Source organism: Acidobacteriota bacterium, assembly GCA_016703965.1.
Classification (GTDB): Bacteria; Acidobacteriota; Blastocatellia; order Pyrinomonadales; family Pyrinomonadaceae; genus OLB17.
Map to the genome: position 1 here is coordinate 1,195,820 of JADJBB010000021.1, position 15,827 is coordinate 1,211,646.

The 15,827-nt window shown below is 53.4% G+C and carries 6 protein-coding genes and 1 pseudogene; 4 read left to right on the forward strand and 3 right to left on the reverse strand.

All coding sequences use genetic code 11. The annotated features are described in order from the left end of the window. Positions 1–237: 237 nt before the first annotated feature. The 4 genes from IPG22_12725 (at position 238) to IPG22_12740 (ending at position 10,741) form a co-directional block, all read left to right on the forward strand. On the forward strand, positions 238–3,810 hold the full coding sequence (locus IPG22_12725) for a TonB-dependent receptor (GenBank protein ID MBK6589150.1): 3,573 nt from the start codon (positions 238–240) through the stop codon (positions 3,808–3,810). A gap of 488 nt (positions 3,811–4,298) precedes the next feature. Beyond that, positions 4,299–8,432, forward strand: coding sequence for a TonB-dependent receptor (locus IPG22_12730; GenBank protein ID MBK6589151.1), 4,134 nt, complete (start codon positions 4,299–4,301; stop codon positions 8,430–8,432). A 109-nt stretch (positions 8,433–8,541) separates the two neighbouring features. Continuing rightward, positions 8,542–9,768: a PD40 domain-containing protein gene (locus IPG22_12735; GenBank protein ID MBK6589152.1), complete on the forward strand. Its 1,227-nt coding sequence runs from the start codon at positions 8,542–8,544 to the stop codon at positions 9,766–9,768. A gap of 127 nt (positions 9,769–9,895) precedes the next feature. Continuing rightward, positions 9,896–10,741 (forward strand): rhamnogalacturonan acetylesterase, encoded by an 846-nt coding sequence (locus IPG22_12740; protein ID MBK6589153.1) that lies wholly within the window; start codon positions 9,896–9,898, stop codon positions 10,739–10,741. Between the two features lie 193 nt (positions 10,742–10,934). Here the strand turns inward: IPG22_12740 and IPG22_12745 are convergent. The 3 genes and pseudogenes from IPG22_12745 to IPG22_12755 all read right to left on the reverse strand — a co-directional run bounded on the left by IPG22_12745 (position 10,935) and on the right by IPG22_12755 (position 15,495). Then, a pseudogene (locus IPG22_12745) lies at positions 10,935–13,290 on the reverse strand (beta galactosidase jelly roll domain-containing protein). Between the two features lie 230 nt (positions 13,291–13,520). Beyond that, positions 13,521–14,390 carry an alpha/beta hydrolase gene (locus IPG22_12750; protein ID MBK6589154.1) on the reverse strand — a complete coding sequence of 290 codons (870 nt, stop codon included), beginning with the start codon at positions 14,388–14,390 and terminating at the stop codon, positions 13,521–13,523. 100 nt (positions 14,391–14,490) lie between these two features. Next, on the reverse strand, positions 14,491–15,495 hold the full coding sequence (locus IPG22_12755; GenBank protein ID MBK6589155.1) for a sugar-binding protein: 1,005 nt from the start codon (positions 15,493–15,495) through the stop codon (positions 14,491–14,493). Positions 15,496–15,827: the final 332 nt, after the last annotated feature.

A 15,827-nucleotide genomic window follows, 5' to 3' on the forward strand; every position in this document is an offset into this window, starting at 1 on the left:
CCAATGTCGTGAGGTTAACCGCTTATCGACGAACCGCCCGATGATCGATCGGGCTAGGAAATTTTAACGACCAGCGGAACAGAATTGCTCTCATAATTAGTTGGTTAAACCAATTTTTTACGACGCCAAGGTGCTGATCCCGACGGTTTTTGATTTGCAGTTTTTGTTGAACGGTCCGAGCGGATTTTCCAAAGAACCTACCGCCAGGCCCGTTCGAGCGATGTAAGGAGAAAAGAGATGAGCTTAAGAATTTTCAAAATGTCCCGTATTTTCATGGTGTTGATCGTGTTATCGGCATGCATGCAGATGATCGCGGCACAGGAAACCCGAGGTACGATCAGAGGCGTCGTCACTGATCCGAATGGTCAGTCGATCCCTAACGCCAGCGTAACAGTTATCGACCCGTCACGAGGCGGCAGAAAGGCTCTGACGACAAACGGCGAGGGGTTTTACCAGGCTACTTACCTGGTGCCTGGATCCTATCAGATCGTTGTCGAGGCACCTGGCTTTAAGAAATCGATCCGCGATAACGTTATGCTGCAGATCGGCGGAGCGGTTCAGGCCGATGTAAAGCTTGAGGTCGGCGGAGCTCAGGAAACTGTCACCGTCACAAGCGAAGTACCACCGCTCAATACGGAGACAGCATCGCTCGGCCAGGTCGTTGATGGCCGTCGGATCGAGGAACTTCCGCTTGTCCACGGTGACCCATATACGCTCATCGGCCTTTCCTCCGGCGTTACATACACCGGTTCGGCTAGGCTTGACCGTCCGTTCGAACCGACCCATATTATCGGTTTTGCGATCGACGGAACGCGCGGTAACCGCAGCGACCTGACGATCGACGGAGCTCCGAGCACCGCGACGGCCAATGCGAACGAAGTCATAGCGACCTACGTTCCGCCGTCGGACATTGTACAGGAATTCAAGGTTCAGACGGCGACGTTCGATTCGCAGTTTGGTAACACTGAGGGCGGCGTCACCAGTATAAGTATCAAGTCAGGCCAGAACGCTCTTCACGGTTCGGCTTACTACTTTGCAGAGCCTGGAACATGGGCGGCAAACGATTTCTTCGGTAACTCCCGCGGCCAAGCCCGGCCGGATTCAAAGTCGGATCGATTTGGCGGTTACATTAGCGGCCCTGTCATGATCCCGTGGCTGTACAACGGCAAAGACAAAACGTTCTTCCTCTTCGGCTACGAGGGCATCCGCGATTCACGTCCGAGATTTGATGCGGGTGCGGGCTCGTTCGTGCCGACACAGGCGATCGCCAATGGCGATTTTTCAGCCTATCTACCCACGTCCGGTTGTACCGCGACCTCATCTACGATCTGTATTTTTGATCCGACAACACGCATAGCGACCGGATCAACGTTTACGGGCACTGCATTTGCCGGCAACATTATTCCGGCCGCTCGGATCGACCCTGTCGCAAAGGCGGTCCTGACATACTTCGCGAAACCGAAAACCTCAGGCCTGGTCGGAAATATCTTCGACTCGACCCTTTCGGAAGTCACAAAACCTTACGACAACTACACGTTCCGAATCGATCAGAACATAGGAAATAAAAATCACCTGTTCGTTCGCGGCAGTTACTATGACCGGGTCAGTATCTACAACGACTACACCGGCACGGCATATACGGGAGTTAACTTCCTCTTCAAAGCCCGCCAGGCAGTTGTTGACGATGTTCACACTTTTAACTCAACGACATTTTTGAATGTTAGATACGGCTATAATCGCTTTATTCGCGGCCAGGATCAAGAGCCCGATGCACAGGGATTCGATTTGACTAACCTGTGGAGCGGAGCCGCAGGAACTGCTTACAATGGTTTGGTCGGCGAGGCCGTTCGCCGATTCCCTCGGTTTGATTTCTCGGGCGGCCCTTTGGGCAATGGTATGTCGAATGAATTTCGCCCGGTTGATACTCATTCCCAGAGCATTATTCTGAACAAGACGTTTGCCAAGCACTCGCTGAAATTTGGCGGCGAGCTTAGAACATACATCGAAAACGATTCATTTTCGAGTAACGACCAGACCGGTCAGTTCATCTTCGACAACACATACACACGCGCCAGCAGTGCAGCAAGTACAGACGTCAATGGCCTTCAGGGCTTGGCCTCTTTCCTTCTTGGACTGCCGAGCACGCAGCAGATCGTTCGTCGGGCAGACTATGCTGAGTATTCCAAGACCTACGGCATCTTCGTCCAGGATGACTGGAAGGTCGGCCAGAATCTGACGCTTAACCTTGGACTTCGCTGGGAAGTCGAAACCCCGCTTGTCGAAAAGCAAAATAAGAGTGTATCTGGATTTGACGCAACTTATGTTCAGCCCGCACAGGCGGCGGCACGCGCCAGGTTAGTGACCAATCCGGTCACCGGTTACACCGGAACGAATATTGACCCGAATACCTTTAACGTCATGGGCGGTTTGTTATTCGCAGGTAAGGATACCGGCAATGGCCTTTACGAGACCCCGAAGAATACGTTCCTGCCGCGTTTTGGAGCGACCTATAAGCTCGGTGACAAGACAGTTCTGCGTGGCGGCTTCGGCCTATTCGCCGGATTTCTCGGCGAACGTCGTGGCGACGTGATCCAGCCTGGGTATACGAGAACGACGACGCGTCCGCTGACAACCCTCGCTAGCGGTGCCCCGATCCCGTTCTCGATGTCGACATTCCCGACGGCGATAACGATCCTGGAGCCCGTTGGAAATGCTCAGGGACGCCAGACAGGACTCGGTACCGGAATTTCATTCTTTAACCAGAATCCGAAGGTTTCCAAGCAGGCCAGATTCCAGTTTGGTATTCAGCGTGACCTTGGCATGGGCTGGGTGGCTGAAGCGGTCTATGTCGGCAACTACGGCTACGATATTGAGATCTCACGAAATATTAATGCTTTGCCCAATCAATACCTGAACGCCGAGAATTCGCGTTCGGCGACGATGACGGCAAATAGCACGCTTCTTGGCCAGGCGGTTGCGAACCCTTTCCAGGGCCTCGCGGATTTCGTCGGGACGAGCTTTGCAAACGCGACGATCGCGAGATCGCAGCTTCTGCGTCCGTTCCCGAATTTCGGTGATATCACGACATCGGTCAATGATGGCAAATCTTGGTACCACTCGGCACAGTTCAATCTCAATAAGCGTTTTGCTCAGGGTTACACCATCGGAGCGGCTTATACATGGTCGAAATGGCTGCAGGCAACTGAGTTCTTAAATGCGGGTGATGCTAAGCCGACGAAGATGATCTCGGATCAGGATTCGCCGCACCGCCTGTCGTTGAGCGGCATCTATGAACTGCCGTTTGGCAAAGGCAAGATGCTTTTCTCGGATGCTAACAGTGTTGTCGACCGCATAATTAACGGTTGGCAGCTTCAGGGAGTGTTCACCTATCAGGTTGGATTCCCGATCGCATTTGGCACCGACCTGTTCTACATTGGCGGCAAAATAGCGTTGCCAAAGAGTGATCGGACGACGGCAAGATGGTTCAATACCGCTGCTTTCATTAACGTAAAGGACGGCGGAACGACTACGACGGCGGCTCCGGTAAGCCATCTTCGGACGCTTCCGACCCGCTTTGCTGATGTTCGGCGTGACAACATTAACAACGTTGACCTTTCGCTGATCAAAAACACGGCGATCAACGAGAGGATGCGTATCCAGTTCCGTCTCGAGTTCACGAACGCATTTAACGAGGCGTATTTCCCGGCCCCGGCGGTTGGCCCGACTGCCTCCACGTTTGGAACTATCGCCCCGTCTAACCAGGATAACTACGCCCGACGTGCACAGGTCGGCATCAAGTTCTTGTTCTAAATTGGCAGGAACAATTAAGTGGCCAGGCAGCTGTACTCCAGTTGCCTGGCCGCTTTATGCGTCGACGGAAAGTATAAAATGGAACTGCGGCTGCTGAGGTAATCGTTTGATATGCCCTGGGTAGAGGAGAGCGACGGCGAGTACAGTACCGGATCGAGAGCCAGATCTTTTCGACAAAATCAAGAAAGTTTTCGCGAAATGAAGAAAAAAGCAGGGATTTTTCTAGACACAGTATTAACAAGATGTTATTATCCTCAATAATTTCAGTTTGAAACTCACGGATTATTAGTTTGTTTAGTGTTTTGGTGCGGCTGTTTTAATTAGCCGCTCAGTTTTCAAGGCAGTGAGTTAAGCGGTTTACTTGGCTATTTTCAACTCCTTCTGAGTGGTTGAAAACAGGCGATCTGGGAAGAAAGGCTATTGTATTTCCAGCTATTTGTTAGCAATTCTAACGATTTTTTAGAAATTTACGTCAGTGGAGAAGACTTATGAGATTGGTTCAGATTTCTTTATTAATTTTGATTGCCGGCCTTGCAATAATTGGTCAAACCAATAGAGGCGGTATTAGCGGCACGGTAACGGATTCGAATGGAGCCGTGGTGCCGATGGCAAAAGTTACGATCAAAAATGTCGGAACTAATCAGTCGACGACTGTGGTTACATCGAGCAGCGGATCTTTTTCCGTCACCTCGCTTGAACCGGTCGAATACGACGTCATGGCCGAGGCGGCGAACTTTAAAAAAGCTGTCATTCAGAAGATCAAAGTCGATACCGCAACGGTCCAGACCGTAAATGTCGTGCTCGAGGTAGGTAATTTTTCTGAGACCGTTAATATCGAGGCAGAAGATGCTCTGATCAATACGGAATCCGGCACGACCTCAAAGACCATCTCCGAGGTTCAGCTTCGCGAATTGCCGCTTAATAACCGCAGCGTGCTCGATCTCGCCGTCACGGTCGCTAACGTCTCCGGCGACGCCGGCAGCGAAGATGCAGAAGTTACGTCCGGCCAACCGGTTCCCGGGTTTAACCTGAGTTTGAACGGCGGACGTCCAGGCGGCACATCGATCCTCGCGGATGGTGTTAATAATACCGGTGTCGGTATCGGCCGTGCTGTTGTCAGCTTCACGCCGGAAACGGTTCAGGAATTCACAGTTCAGACCTCGGCTTACTCGGCAGAATACGGCAACACGAGTGGCGGCGTCATCAATGCGACGACAAAGTCAGGTACCAATCGCTTCAACGGAACGGCACTCTTCTATCACCGCAATCCGGCGACGAACGCAAAGCCTTACCGCATCGGAACTACCCCGCGAACTCCAAACAATCTGAAATACAGCCAGAGATCGCTGACGGTCGGCGGACCGGTTTATCTTCCTGCCTTTGGGGAAGGCGGCCCGAAACTTTACGACGGCCACGATCGCACATTCTTCTTTTTTGCTTACGAACCGAGATGGCGTCAGGATTTTGTTACGGTCACAACGCTGCTTCGCTCACAGGCTGAAAGAAACGGTGACTTTCGCAACCTGACGAGAACGTCTGGAGGCTGGGTGCCGACGGCGATCGCCAATCAGTTCAACGTCGCATCGACAGGCCCATCGAATATTTACCAGCAGTTCACACTTGGAGCGAACGGAACATTGATTCCGATCACGCTCGGAACCGGGTTCCAATACTGCCAATTCGGCGATCCGCGTGCAACGCTCAACGCAGCGGGCCAGCCGCAGTGTTCGACCGCGACAAATGCGACCCCGAACCCTGCACTAAACGTTCTTCCGGCGGCGTTCATCGATCCAAAAGCTCCTCGGATCCTGGAATACATGCCGCTCGGCGGTGACTATTTTCTTGACGGCGGCCTGATCCGCAACTACGTTGTCAATCGTCAGGTCACTCAGAACGAAACCCGCTACACCCTAAAGCTGGATCATCAGCTCACCCGGTCTAACAAGCTTGGTTTTCGCTACTCAGTAACGCCGGCGATCGCCGTCCGCAACTTCGGTACAGATGTGAACGGAAGCACCGGCGTTTTCAGCGATGCGAAACAATTCCTGCTGACGGACGATCACATTTTCTCGCCGAGCGTGGTCAACAACCTTCGATTGAGCTACACGAAAGGCGTTTTCAGCGAAGATTTTTCGCCTGAATTTTCTATAAACGGCGGCCGTAACCTCGCTACTGAGCTTGGCCTGCCCAGCCTCACAAGCGGCGGCCTTCCGTTATTTCAGCTTAGCAGTGATTCCGGCACAAACTCGGCCTTTGCCGACGTCGGTTCATCCGGGTCGACCAACAACTTTAATAAAGAAGAGCGTTATAACGTCGACGAGATCGTTTACTGGAACCGCGGCAACCAGTCGTGGAAATTCGGTATCAACATGGGCCTTGCCAAGCTGAACGTGATCCCGTTTTTCGGAGCATCCGGTGGACGTTGGGAATTCCGTGTGCTTAACACGAGCAACAACCGTTCGACGACTGCTGCAAACGGCGGCGACCCGCTAGCGAGTTTGCTTCTTGGCGTGCCGAACGCGGTCCAGGTCCGCCCACTCTTGCTCGACTACAACTACTACTGGAAAAACGGGGCCGCCTTTGTCCAGAATGATTGGAAAGTTCGCCCAAATCTCACAGTCAACCTCGGTTTGAGATACTCGCTACAGACACCCCGCGGTGAGCGAAACAATCAGCAGGGTGCATTCCGCCCCGATCTCGCTCAAAGCGTTACGCTGACCGATGCTCAGCGAACGGCGATCATTACCGGTCTTGGAATCACCGCAACTTCGCCAAATTACGCAGCGATCGTGGCGCAGATCCCCACAACGGTTCAGATCCCCGTCTTTGCACTTGCTGGCTACAACGGGCGTTCTAAGTACCTCACCGACGTCGCGAAACGCAACTTCGAACCTCGGTTTGGATTTGCGTGGAGCCCTAAATTTTGGGAGTTTCTTTCAAAACGAAGCGCAGCAGTTCGCGGCGGCTACGGCATCTCGCATGCACCGCTGACCGGAAACAACCGTCTGCCGAATCCTGACTTTGGCGGATTCCAGGCAGTTTCCACGCTCGCGACCGGATCGACAGTTGGTGGAACGGCAAACCCGAGTCAGCCGGTCAGGCTCTCGGGCAACGCTCCGCTGGTCGGCGGCGGAAGCTTCCAGCAAGCTCTTGTCAATCAGTTCGCGTTCGATCCTGCAACGGGTATCATCGGCTTGAACAGCCTTGGCGTTCCCGGATTTGCAGTCGTTCAGGATGGTTCAGAGAAGGTACCTTATACACAGAACTGGAACCTGACGGTCTCCTTCGAGATCATGAAAAATACGTCTGTAGAGTTCGCCTATGTCGGCAACCGAGGCGTACACCTCTACATGCCGAACGTCAACATCAATCCGCGAAGCACCTCCTTTGTTGAACTGCTCGAGGGCAGTAACGTCGCTGCGGAAAACGCCTTCGCTGATCCTCTGGGACGCCGAAATGCTCTCGGCGCCGTTCTGGCCATCCAGCGTAACAGCATAAACTCGACCTATTTCGGATTCAATACTTTGAATCAGTATTTTAACCCGTCGGCAACGAGTATCTATCACGGTGCTTACGTTGAAGTTCGCCGCCGCTTCTCGGGCGGCCTGAGCTTCTCGTCGAACTATACGTTTGGCAAGTCGATCGATGATGCTTCGGATTCGTCGCCTGACGTTCGAGTTCTAACGAGTGGAACGACACTGGGCCAGAGCTACTACGGTGCTCCGCGCAGCGGCGACCGTGCGGTTTCGGCTTTTGATCTGAGACACAATTTTAACAATACTTTCGTCTGGGATCTGCCGTTCGGAGCAAGGCGCGCATTCTTTAATAAACTCCCCGGCGCGGTCGATGCGATCGTTGGTGGCTGGTCGATGTCCGGTATCTTCCGTCTCCAGGGCGGACAGCCGTTTACGCCGTTCATTACCGATACTAACCGCCTCGGCGGCGTCAACCGCTCGGTTCGTATGAACATCGTTCCAGGCGTTTCCCTCAAGAATCCGCTCTACGATAAGTCGTGTTCCGTTGGAGGCGGCTGCGAACCGTGGGTAAATCCGGCAGCGTTCACGCGTCCGGATAAGGGTTCGCTTGGCAACTCAGGACGTACGCTCAACATTCGCGGACCGATCCAGCAGTACTTTGACCTCTCGCTGCAGAAGACGTTTACGCTTGGATTCCTCGGCGGTGAAGGCCGACGCAAACTTAACTTCCGCGTCGATCTGCTCAACGCTCTGAATCACCCTGTTTTCCGTCTCAACAATACCGGAAATACGCCATTCGGATTCGGCACCTTGCCGGTTGAGACGCCGGTAACGTTGGCTGAATATAACAACTGGGCAGCTTTCAACGGCTTACCAGCTGCAACCGGGGCGACAGATCCAAATCTGCTAGCCGTTCAGAACCTTACGATCAGCAACCGGCTCCCGTCGGGTGCGATCCCGCTGAACTTCTACAGTATTCCTGTTCCCGAGGGATTTGCGACACGCAATCCGAATTCGTTCGACATTAGGACTCTGACCGGTCTCAAACATTACCGGCTGCGTGGGACCTATGATGCGAATTTCGGAACTCTGTTCGCGGTAAACAATCCGCGTTACGTTCAGTTCGGACTTCGCCTTTTCTTCTAAACGGAAGGGGAGCATAGTTTTCTAATACATCGGTCCCGCCCGACGTCGCCATCTGTCGGCGGCGGGCGGGATCGGTGGTTTTTATATCTCGCTTTTGTAAGGAATTGCCATGAGAACTATTGTTTTATCGCTTTTTGTTCTTCTACTTTCTTCATTTGTCGTTTCAGCCCAAACCGCCGAGCTGCCGCGTGACTGGGTCGATAAGGACACAGGGCACCGTATCGTCAGGCTCTCAGAAGAGCCGGGAAGCCAATCGTATTATTTTCACCAGAACGCTTATTCCGGTAATAAGCTGGTTTTCGACACGCGTAGCGGGATCTCTACCTATAATTTCAAGACCAAACAGATCGAGAAGATCGTTGACGGCCGCGGCTCGGGCACGGTAGTCGGGCGGAAGACCGGCAAGGTCTTTTATTTCAAGGGCGATACACTCTTCGAGACCGATATCAACACGAAAGCGACCCGCGAGATCGTAAAGAACGCAAAGCTTCGAACCGGTTCCGGATTTGGATTGAATGCCGATGAAGCTTTGCTCGCGGGCAGCATGGTTGTCGGCGAATTGCCGCAAGAATTTCGCCCGCAGCCCGCTCCGACCGCGACTCCGACGCCGATACCCGGAGCACCCGCCGGCCAGGTCCCGGCCCGCGACAGCTATCCTGGCAAGGGCGATATGATGGAACGGCGGCTCGCGGCAAAGGTCCCGATGTCGCTCTACACGATCAATATCAAGTCGGGCGAAGTTAAGATGTTTCATCCGGCGACGGACTGGCTCAATCATGTCCAGATGTCGCCGACCGACCCCGGCCTCATCATGTTTTGCCACGAGGGCCCGTGGCACAAGGTCGACCGCATCTGGACGATCCGCACCGACGGCAGTGATCTCAAGAAAATTCACACCCGCACAATGGATATGGAGATAGCCGGCCACGAGTTCTTTGGCCAGGACGGCAAGCACATCTATTACGACCTGCAAACACCCAAAGGCCAGGTTTTCTGGCTTGCCGAATACGACATCAAAACTGGCAAGATGCAGAAATTCGGGATGGAGAAGAAAGAGTGGTCGGTGCACTTCGGCGTCTCGCCCGACGGTAAGACCTTCCTCGGCGACGGCGGCGGCCCGAACAGCGTTGCTAAGGGCGACTACGGCCAGTGGATATATCTCTTCAAACCCGAAGGCGGTAAATTCAAGAGCGAACGGCTCGTGAATCTTGCGAAACACGATTACTCACTCGAACCGAATGCCACCTTCACACCGGACGGGAAGTGGATCGTATTCCGCTCGAACATGCTCGGGCCGACGCACATTTATGCGGTCGAGATCGCGAAGGGGAAATAGTGAGAATTGGAACAACGGATTAACGCAGATTTTCGTGGAGAAGAGAGTTGAGGACGGTTTTATGATTATCTCATCATTAAATAATCTGTGTAGATCCGCGTCAATCCGTTGTTGTTTTCTTCTTCTGTTGCTTTCGATCTCTGCACTCGCTCAGGTCAAGGACGACGCTCGGCCGGTCGTTGACGATTCGAAGACAACACCTTCGCAGATTCGCGACCCTAAACTGCCGACGCTTTTCATTGTGGGCGACTCGACGTTGAACAGCAACGCTCCGTTGCGCGGTTGGGGACAGGAACTCGCGCAGTTCTTTGACCTGACAAAGGTCAACGTAGTCAACCGTGCGATCGGCGGGCGTTCGAGCCGGACCTTTCAGTACGAAGGCCGTTGGGACAAGGTTTTGGCGGAGATGAAGAAAGGCGATTTTGTACTGCTCCAATTTGGTCATAACGACGTCGGCAAATACGACGATCCTGCCGCCAAAGACCGCCCTTCACTCCACAGCGAAGGCGACGAGACGGTCGAAGTAAAACGCAATGCCGACGGCAAGATCGAGACCGTGCACAGCTTTGGCTGGTATATGCGAAAGTACGGCAACGATACGCGAGCGAAGGGAGCGACGATGATATTTTGCTCGATGGTCCCGCACAAAGATTGGGCCGACAGTAAGATCGTGCGAAAGGAACGCGAAAAATGGGTGCCGTGGACCGCAAACGCAGCCAAAGCAACCGGCTCCGCATATATTGATCTCAACGAGATCGTCGCCCTCGAATTTGAACGCCTCGGGGTGGACAAGGTCGCTCCGCTTTTTGGCGACGCCCGCACGCATTCCACCCCTGCCGGAGCCTTGCTAAACGCCCAAATGGTAGTCGCAGCGATCCATTCGCTAAAGCAGCCCAAATTGTCGAAATTCTTATCACCCGCAGGGAAAGCAATAAAGCCAGCCTCCAATTCGCTGGTGACCTCGATGAAATAAGCCCGTGAGTGGACGCGAAGCGTGACTGGAGCGGCAAGCATCCCTGCTTGCCAGCGGTTGAAAACCGCTTATGCTCCGGGGTGGGGATCAAGTTGAAGACAATTTAACGCTAGTTAACACCGCGGGAGCCGCAGTGTGGCAAGCAAGGGTGCTTGCCGCTCCAGTCGAGCTCCGCTCTAACGGCTTCGCTGCTTTAGATCGTCGGTGTCGGCACTGTCTTCGCGTTGATCGTCACGATTTTTGTACCGAATCTCGCATGTTTCGCCGTCAGCCGAATTGTTCCGCCTTTTTCCGTTGATCGCACCCAAACCGCCCCGCATCCGCCGACCAAAGCAAACGGATTGTCGCCGATGATCTCTCCGTTTTCGATAGTGAACTGGATCGCGCCTTGGGCGAATGGGCGGTCGTTGCCGTATTCGTCGGTGACTTTGAAGACGACGCGGGTCATGTCGATGCCGTCGGCTCGCAGCTCGGTGTCATCGGGTTTGATGATGAAATCGCGGTCGACGCCTTTGCCTGAGAGTTTGCGTTCTATGACCTTTTTGCCGTCGATGTAGCCTTCGATACGCATGTCGGCCCATTTTACGCTGCCCCAGATCGAGCTTCGCAGATTGGGGTTGAATGGTGCGTATTTCAGATGCGGATAAGTTTTGCGGTCGGGCTCGACGTCGGCGACAAGTGTTTCACCGACGAAGTATTTCAGTTTTTCACAGTTCGAAGAGACAAGTCCAAACGTAAATGCCTCGTTTTCGTCGCCGACAGCCCAATGGAATGCGGGTTCGAGGACGATCTCCTCGGACGGGTCGCATTGTGATTTATAGAATCCTGCCGCGGGCTTTGGAATACGGAAAATATCAGAGACGCCGTGATAGCAGATGCGGTCGCCGGAGCCGAAGTATTCGTGCGTGTTGTAATCGAACGCACACCAGCCGATGCCGCCGGCGTATTTTACGTCTGCCGCAAGAGCATCGTGAACGCGGGCGTGCCGATGCGTGTGTTCGCGAAGCCGGTCACCCAGGTCGAAGCGTTTGGTCGGGAACATGTGGCCCGAGAATTCGGTATTTAGATAGAGCGGATGATTCGGAGCGCGCAGCGGCCAGCCAAAATCGTTCATCGTGAACACGTCTTCCAGACGTTCGGACGGATAACGGTAACGCACGCCGCCGGTCTGCCGGCTGTCGTCGAGTTCGTGAGCAAGCTTGTTCGTCGCGGTATAAAGATCGTGAAAATCGCCCGATTCGTTGACGCGGACGCCCCACATGATGATCGACGGATGGTTCCAGTCACGCTGGATCATTTCCCCCACGTGCTGCAGCGTAAGATCTTTCCAGGCCTGATCGCCGACGTGCTGCCATCCTGGAATTTCCTCAAAAACAAGTAACCCTAACTCGTCGCAGGCATCCAGGAAATGCGGCGATTGCGGATAGTGCGACGTGCGGACGATGTTGCATTTCAGCTCGTTCTTAATTATCTCGGCATCCTTACGCTGTCCGCGTTCCGGCATCGCCTGGCCGACGAATGGATACGTCTGATGGCGATTGAGTCCGCGGAGCTTGACGTGTTTGCCGTTGAGATAAAAGCCTTCGGGCGTGAACTTGGCTTCGCGGAAGCCGATGCGGGTTTCGTAGTGGTCATTGGTCGCCGTGAGTTCATTCAGAGTGACTCGCACGTTGTAGACTTTGGGAGTTTTTAGATCCCAAAGCTGGATGTTCGACAAGCCGTCCTTAAGGATGATCTCCTCGGTCGAAAAAAACGCCAAATGGCACAACGGTCTTTACCGCATTGCTGATCACCTTGTCGCCGTCGAGCAACTCTGCCTTTAGCACGTAGCCGGTCGAGGACGTGCGGACGCTGCCGTCCGTTTGCAGATCGACGCGAACCTTGAGCGATCGAGTCGGTTTGAGGACATCAACCGGTTTTGCAAAGACGTTGGTAATAAAATTTGTCGGCACGGCTCGGATCGCGACGTCGCGGTATATACCGCCGAACGTCATATAATCCACCAGATTGCCGAACGGCGGAATATCCGCACGCTCCGTCGAATCGACCTCGACGGCGAGGACGTTGTCGTCGCTCCAGTTGATCTCTTTGGTGAGTTCGTACGAGAACGGCGTGTAGCCGCCCTTGTATTCGCCGAGGCTTTTGCCGTTGATAAATACCTTTGCAGCCGTCATCACGCCGCCGAAATCGACAAAAATGCGGTGGTCTTTCAACTCTTTTGGCAAACGGAAATGCCGGCGATAGGCTGAGACAAAGGTGTATTCCTTCTCATCGAACCCGTTCATTGGCAGCATCTTGTTTGTGTGCGGGATCGTCACCTGTTTCCACGCTTTATCAGCGAAATTCACCTGCATCGCTGCGGCCGAAGACTTTTCACTGTAGAGCCATTTGTGATTGAGCGGGAAGACATGTCGCTGCGAAAGGCTCGGGCCAAGTGTTGGCTCGACAGGTGTTTCTGCATTTGCCGTATTCGCAAGGATGGACAGTCCGGCGGCACCAACGGCGGTGGTTTTCAGGAAGTTGCGGCGGTTGAGTTTTGAGTCGGTCATAAAAAAGTGATGCAGCTTCGTTTTTTCAATTGCCACGAGCTTTAGCTAGTGGATAGGTGCTGAATTTTTATCGGCTTTAGCCAAAATCCTTGGCTACGATTGTTCAAGCCTTCCATTGTTTCGGCTAAAGCCTATGTCTTTTTTGAATTTTTTCCACGGGTTAAAACCCGTGGCAATTCAAAAAGCTGAAGAACCCAATCGCTACCGCTCCTAGTTCTGACATCGACGGACTATCGCTTCAAAAATCCCCGCAGCACCAGCCAATCCGCACACCTCGCGGCCCAGCTTGCCAGATACGGATTCGTCGGGGCGAGGCCGACCCCGTGGGGGCCTTGTTCGTAGAGGTGAAACTCGAACGGCACGCTGTTTTTACGCAGAGCTGCGGCGAACAGCATTGCGTTCTCAACAGGTACACTCGCATCGGTCATTGTGTGCATGATGAATGTTGGCGGCGTTTCTTTGGTCACTTGCAGCTCGTTCGAATAGAGCTTTATCAGTTCCGGTGTCGGGTTTTCGCCAAGGAGATATTTTTTTGACCCGGCATGGGTGAATTCGCCCATCGTGATAACCGGATAGAGCAGGATCATTGCGTCCGGACGCGAGCTCATTCGATCGATCTCATCCCTTGCGTCCGCTTTTCCGGCATCAAAATGGGTGCCAAGTGTAGAAGCGAGATGCCCGCCTGCAGAAAATCCTAGTATCGCGATTCGATTTGAGTCAACGCCGAATTCTTTAGAACGCGCTCGAACTGTACGCATCGCTCTCGCGGCGTCGAGCAGCGGATTTGGCTGATTGTAACGCGGGCCGAGGCGGTATTTGAGGACAAAGGCGGAAATGCCGAGCGAATTCAGCCATTTTGCGATATCGCTGCCTTCCTTTACATCAGAAAGCCGAGTGTATCCGCCGCCGGGCAGCACTAGAACGGAGGCACCGGTCGCGGTTTCTTTCGGAGCGACGAAAGGTGTGATCGTCGGGATGTCCTGAGGCTCTTTGCCGATCGCGTTTGGTGCACCGTCGGGCCAAAGCGGAATCGGTGTCTGCGCGGCAAGCGAGATCGCGAAGAGAAAAATTGAAATTGTAACGAGGGTGATGGTCTTCATATGTTCACGACCGGCTGCCGAAGAATTTCTTGCCCGCGAAATACGCGAAAATAAGAAGTTCTTTATTAGCGTGCTTTCGCGTATTTCGCGGGCAAAACTCTTATCGACCTCGAAGTCCATTGATCTTCTTAGTGAATTCCTCGACGCTGTCTTTTTTGATGACGAGGGTCGGGACGTTGATCTGTTTGCCCGCGGGGATAACGGATTTGTCTCCCTTGATGATCTTGGACATCAGGATCACCGACTGGTAGCCGAATTCGTACGGCTGCTGGACGACGGTGGCGAAGATCGAACCTTCTTTTACACCAGCCAGCGTCTCGTCTTCCTCGTCGAAGCAGATGATCTTGACCTTGTCGAGCTTGCCCGCATCCTTGACGGCGTTGAGGATCGCGGGGCCGTTATAGCTCCAGAGGCCGACCATGCCGGCGATGTCAGGATACTTAGTGAGCGTGTCGGCGGCGTTGGTTTTGGCCCGGGCACGGTCGGTGTCGTCGGTGCGGATGTCGATGATCTCGACCTTCGAATCCTTTAGAGCTTCTTTCAAACCCTGAAAACGTTCAGCCGCATTGCGGGCGTCGCTCTTGCCGACGAAGACCATGATCTTGCCGCCATTTGGCAAAGCTTCTTTGACGAGTTCGCCTGCCTGGCGGCCGGCGGCAACGTTGTCGGTGCCAATGTAGAGGGCACGGTCACTCGTCGGTGCATCGCTGTCCTGCGTGATCACGAGCGCTTTTTTCGCAGTGTCATTGATGAGCTGGGTCTGGTTATCAGGATCGACCGGGCTGATCGCGATGCCCTGAATGCCGGTCGAGGTCAGATCATCTATGATGCGTTTTTGCTCGGCGGCGGTTCCTTCGCCGGGGAGTTTAAATTCGACCTTTACATCGTTCAATTCGCCATCGGCCTTTTCGACGCCTTTCCGGGCGATCGTCCAGTAATCTGAGGCGTTATTTGTTACAAATGCCAGCTTTATCTCTTTGCCCGCGGCCGTCGCGTTCGCGGCATTGGCTCCGGCGTTCGATGTCGTGTTGGCTCCGCCGCCGCATGATGCGAGCAGCGAGGCTCCGAGCAGAAATGAACATACTGTCAGGATTCTGTTATTCATAATTTCTCCAACTAGATCTATTTTGGTCGATTAATTTTACACTCCCGGCGAAATGACTTTGGTTAACCGCTTGTCCGGCGTCTCGGAAACAATTAATATTGTTATGTCCAGAAAGTCAAAATTCGCTTGAACGTATTGGGGATCAATAAGAGAAATATACCCGTAAACCGAATGTTCGGCAAGTTATATTAGCTAAAATCGCATTCAGGTCGCGACGCGAGTTAATCGCTTAAATGATGCTTTAAAATCGGAAGGGATCTATGCTATCGTTTAGAAAATTTGGTTTGACCAATTAATTTGCTGCCTGTCCGCGAGCCGAGCTTGGTTTATCA

Coding starts and splice junctions, on each gene's coding strand:
- IPG22_12725 (MBK6589150.1), top strand. CDS start 238: ATGAGCTTAAGAATTTTCAAAATGTCCCGTATTTTCATGGTGTTGATC.
- IPG22_12730 (MBK6589151.1), top strand. CDS start 4,299: ATGAGATTGGTTCAGATTTCTTTATTAATTTTGATTGCCGGCCTTGCA.
- IPG22_12735 (MBK6589152.1), top strand. CDS start 8,542: ATGAGAACTATTGTTTTATCGCTTTTTGTTCTTCTACTTTCTTCATTT.
- IPG22_12750 (MBK6589154.1), bottom strand. CDS start 14,390: ATGAAGACCATCACCCTCGTTACAATTTCAATTTTTCTCTTCGCGATC.
- IPG22_12755 (MBK6589155.1), bottom strand. CDS start 15,495: ATGAATAACAGAATCCTGACAGTATGTTCATTTCTGCTCGGAGCCTCG.